At 66.7% G+C, this 5,059-nt stretch carries 3 protein-coding genes; all 3 read right to left on the bottom strand.

From position 1 onward, the window contains the following. Positions 1 to 2,134 (bottom strand): FAD-binding and (Fe-S)-binding domain-containing protein (locus FVW20_RS07270; RefSeq protein ID WP_196608909.1); only part of this gene is annotated, 2,134 nt, incomplete at its 3' end. Between the two features lie 551 nt (positions 2,135 to 2,685). After that, positions 2,686 to 3,726, bottom strand: a complete 1,041-nt coding sequence (locus FVW20_RS07265; RefSeq protein ID WP_196608908.1) for a DUF805 domain-containing protein — start codon at positions 3,724 to 3,726, stop codon at positions 2,686 to 2,688. A gap of 176 nt (positions 3,727 to 3,902) precedes the next feature. Beyond that, a partial coding sequence (locus FVW20_RS07260; protein WP_196608907.1) for a ribonuclease H-like domain-containing protein occupies positions 3,903 to 5,059 on the bottom strand: 1,157 nt, incomplete at its 5' end.

Genomic DNA, 5,059 nt, shown 5'->3' with positions numbered 1-5,059 from the left:
AGACCACCTTGCGGTCGGACACCGGGCCGCGCGGCGCGTGCGCCGGGGCCGATGCGCCGGTGGGCATGGCCCGCGTCCACAGCGGGGCCTTTTTCAGCGAGACCACGCGCAGGAACTGCGCACCCTTGTTCATGACGTCGGTGCCCAGCACCCGGTGCAGCAGATCCGCCCCGGTCAGCGCCACGGACACGGTGCGGCACACCCCGCCGTAGTGGCGGGCCACCCAGTCCGCCGCCTTCTGCGCGCGCGGGCCCACCTTGTCGGCGCGCAATTCCTTGATGAACGCGCCGGTGTTGATGCCCACCGGGCAGCGCGTGGCGCACAGGCCGTCGGTGGCGCAGGTGTTGTCGCCCAGGTAGTCGTAGCCCGAGAACAGCTGCTTGAGCAGGCCGGACTTTTCGTCGCCCGCCTTCATGCGCGAGATTTCGCGCCAGCCCACGATGCGCTGGCGCGGGGTGAAGGTGACGTCCTTGGAGGGGCAGATGGGTTCGCAGAAGCCGCATTCGATACACTTGTCGATGATGGAGTGCGCGGCGGGCAGCGGCTTCAGGTTGCGGATGTGCGCTTCTGCGTCGGGGTTGATGATGACGCCGGGGTTCAGCAGTCCGTACGGGTCGAACAGGTTCTTCAGTTCGCGCATCAGCAGGAAGGCGTCGCGCCCCCACTCCAGTTCCACGAACGGGGCCATGTTGCGCCCGGTGCCGTGTTCCGCCTTGAGCGAACCGGAGTAGGTGCCGACGACCATGGCCGCCACGTCGTCCATGAAGGCGCGGTAGCGGTCCACCTCGGCCTGGGTGTTGAAGTCCTGCGTGAACACGAAGTGCAGGTTTCCTTCCAGGGCGTGGCCGAAGATGATGGCCTCGCTGTAGCCGTGCTTGGCGAAAAGGGTTTGCAGTTCCAGGGTGGCGTCGGCCAGCGAGGCGATGGGGAAGGCCACGTCCTCGATGATGACCGTGGTGCCCACCTTGCGTACCGCGCCCACGGCGGGGAACAGGCCCTTGCGCACGTTCCACAGGGTGCCGAACTCGGCGGGCACGTCGGTGAAGGCCACCGGGCGGATCTTGGGGATGGCGTCGATGGACGCGGTGATGCGGGAAATCTGGTCGTCCAGGGTGGCCTTGTCGCCCGCGCGGGTTTCCACCAGCAGGGCGGCGGCGTCATCGGGGAGGCCCTGCAATCCGTCCGGCATGCCGGGCTTGTCCTCCACCGAGCGCAGGGAGGCGCGGTCCATCATTTCCACGGCGGACACGGGCTGCTGGCGCAGGATGATGGTGGCCTCGCACGCGTCGCGGATGGTGGGAAAGATGACGAGCGCCGAGGCCTTGTGGGCGTGTTCCGTCACCGTATGGTAGGTCACCTCGCTGATGAAGCCGAGGGTGCCTTCCGAACCCACCATGAGGTGCTGGATGATGTCGAACGGATCGGCAAAGTCCACCAGGGCGTTCAGGCTGTAGCCGGTGGTGTTCTTGATCTTGAACTTGCGGGTGATCAGGTCGGCCAGCTCCGGCTTGTTCATGATCTGCGCCCGCATGGCGGCCACGCCGTTGACTATTTCCGGGTGGGTGCGCTGGAAGGCGGCGCGGCTCTTGGTGTCGGAAGTATCCAGCACGGTGCCGTCATGGAACACGACGCGCATGTGGCTGAGCGTCTTGTAGCTGTTCTCTGCCACGCCGCAGCACATGCCGCTGGCGTTGTTGGCCACGATGCCGCCGATCTTGCAGGTGTCGATGGAGGCCGGGTCCGGCCCGATCTTTTTCCCGAACTCGGCCAGCAGCCGGTTGGCGTGGCTGCCGATGATGCCGGGTTGCAGGCGAATCTTGGTGGCGCTGTCGAAGATGGCATACTTGCGCCAGCCGTCGCCCAAGCGCACCAGGATGGAATCCGTCACGGCCTGGCCGGAAAGGCTGGTGCCCGCCGCGCGAAAGGTCATGGGCAGGCGGTGCCTGTTGGCCAGCTTGATGACGCCCACCACCTCGTCCTCGTTGTGGGTGTCCACGACGACCTTGGGGATGAGCCGGTAGAAGCTGGCGTCGGTGCCGTAGGCCAGGGTGCGCAGGGGATCGGTGAACACGTTGCGCCGGGGAATGAATTCCAGAAGTTCCTTCAGAAATGCCTGGTACGCGGCGGGGAGCATGCATGCCTCCTGTTGGGCGGTTGGCGGGCAGCCTTTGGGGCGGGAGTGTGTTTGCGGTCGTGGGTGCGGCCATGTCCGATGGCGCGCCACGCGGCCGTCATGCCGCGCGCCCGATGCGGGTGGGCGCGGCGCGGGCCGGTACGGGCCGTGCGTATGTCATGGGGCATCGGGGACATGGCGGACAAGTATAACGTTCCGTCATGCCCGGCGCTTGACGATGCACGGGACTCCGGGAATTTCCACCGTAGCACGGGGGCACGGACGTGGGAAGGGGCAGGGCGCGAAAGGGGTGGGTGCTCACGCGGTGGTGGTGGGAAGTGCCGACGGGATGGTACGCGAAACGGACACGGAACGGGCATGGACGGAATGGAAGGGGAACAGGCCAGGGTGGAAGGCGCGCAAGCAATGCAGGCAGCGCCCCGTGGCTGGGCGGGGCTGGCGGCACATCGACCGCAAGGCGGTCGGCAAGGCAGTGGGAACCAATGGGCAGGGCAATGGCGCTCATGCGCGACCCGCGCCGGAAGGATCGCGCAGGCCGGAAGTGCCCCCGCTCAGGCCTTGGGGTTGGGGCCGTACATGTTCGCTTCCGGCAGGCCGGGAATGCAGGCCATCACCAGGTTTACCACTGGCACGAACATCCACCCTCCGTTGCGCCCGATATCGTGCATGCGCCGAAACCCCAAGCCAATGCTGGGCAACACCCACAGTATCGAGATGAAGTTCGACATGTGCAGTTGCAGCAGCGCATCCGCCACGCCCGTGGCCACGCTGCACAGGATGGCGATCAGGGTGAATCCCCAGTATTCCTTGCGGCGCGCCCGACCGTGGCCCATGTAGAACAGGCGCACCGGCTCCAGGGCAAGCAGCCAGAAGCCGGTGGGCTTGCCGTTGCGCAGGTGTTCGGGCGGCAGGTTGTACAGGATGCGCCTATCGTAGGTGCGGCGCGCCTCCTTCCGGTTGTACCTGTCCATGGGGAGCAGGGGGCGCGCATCGAAGCGTTCGATGATGGCGGCCAGCAACTCGGCATTGCGCAGGTGCAGGGCCTGGTGAAAGTCCTCGGCATGGTGCTGCGCGATCCACGGGATCAGATAACGTCGGTCGCCGCGCGGGTGAAAGAACGACAACACGGCGGTGAGGATGACCTTGTCATGGAGCAGGGTGTGGTTGTCCGGGGTGAGCAGGCCGTGCCGGGCCAGCAGGTCGAACAGGGCGCGGTCGTAACGGTTGGTGTGCACCCCTTTGATGTGTCCGCGCGCCAGGGCGTAGAACAGCAGCAGGTTGAGCAGCCTGCCCATGTGCATGTCGCGCAGGGCATCGCGGGCAAGGTCGGTGGTGCCGGTCTGGTCGAAGAAATCGAGGATGTCGAGGGATGGCAGGGGCTGGGCCAGGGCCACGGTGCCGGAGCGGTACCGCGAGAGATCGAGGTTAACAAGATTGTCGGCGGTGTCGCCTTCCGTCTCCGCCAGGGGCAGCAGATGGGCGCGCAAGGCCACCACCACGCTCATGATCTCCTGGTCGGAGGCGGCTTGCCTGCGGAAGAACACCAGCCATATCAGCAGGCACAGGGCACACAACGAGAACAAGACGGCCATGGGAGCCTCCGCACGCAATGATTCGCTGTTGCATAGCAGCGGATGCGGCAGAGTATCAATGGGGAAATATCGCGCGCGGGTATTCCTGAACGGAAGCGGGGTTGCCGATCAACATCGATTGCGTATCGACAATGCCCCGAGGGTTGCCGGGCCTGTGCCGCGTCAAGGCAAACGGGCTACCACGCCACCGGCACCCGCACTGCCTGCCCGGCCTTGTTGGTGAACAGCAGGTAGCCCTTTTCGCGGCCATGCAGGAACAGGGCGCGGGTTATTTCCACGTCCTTGCGGCAGTATTCGGCGATGAGGTCGAGGCGCTGTTCCTTCCACCATTGCAGGGCTTGCAGGCCGTCCGCCGATTTGGGAGTGCCGAATGTGGCCTGGGCCAGGTTGTCCAGCGAGATGCGGTAGGACAGGCGGTCCTTTACCTTGGTCAGCATGTCCAGGGTGGGCAGGGTGTGCAGGTCGTAGGGGGCGAAGGGCGAGAGCACCGCGTAGTCGAAGCGCGAGATGTTGAAGCCCACCACCAGGTCCGCCGCGCGCAGGCGGTCGAGCATTTCGGGCACGGCGTCCTGCTCGTAGGGGGTGTAGGTATCGTCGGCGGCGTCGTAGAGCACGGCCACGCTCACGCCCATGCGGTCGGCCCGGTTCCAGCCGCCCACATCCGCCGCCGCGCGGCGGGTTTCCACGTCCAGCACCATGTAGCGGCCCACGGGGGCGATGCTCTTTCCTTCAGTCTTGCCTGCCGCTGGTGACGCAAGCAGCGGCCCGGCGTCGCGGGGGGATGTGGTCATGGCGTGCTCCTTGGGGGCGTGTGCCGTGGCGTGGTCTTTTCCCGGGCGGGGGTTTGAATCCAGACCGCTGGGCACGGTCGTTCCGGCTCTGCCGTGTGCATCGGGCATCGCACGGTGTGGTGCTGCCCCCTCTTCCATGTACCGAAAATCGTGACGTGCTGCCTCGTCCGGGCGCTGATGCCCGCTTCGGGCGTCAGCGTCCGGACGCAGATGGGGGGACCGGGGGGGCGCGGCCCACCCGGCGGGGTCCGGGGCAGCGCCCCGGTTCCCCACCCCCACCCCTTCTTCAAACATGTTCCCCTCTTTTCCCTGCTTCCCACCCTGCTCCAGCCCGGGCTGCACCGGGTCGGATTCCGGCGTGCCGCGGGCCATGCGGTCCAGCAGGAACAGCGCGCCAGCCTTGTCGATGGGCCGGTTGCCGGAGCCGCACTTGGGCGAATGCACGCACGAGGGGCAGCCGGTTTCGCACGGGCATTCGGCAATGGCGGCGCGGGTGGCGCGGAACAGCGCGTCGGCGTCGGCAAAGGCGGCGCGGGTCAGCC

The organism is Nitratidesulfovibrio oxamicus (assembly GCF_015731765.1).
GTDB classification, from domain to species: Bacteria; Desulfobacterota; Desulfovibrionia; order Desulfovibrionales; family Desulfovibrionaceae; genus Cupidesulfovibrio; species Cupidesulfovibrio oxamicus.
This window is presented reverse-complemented; position numbering and strand designations above follow the sequence as displayed.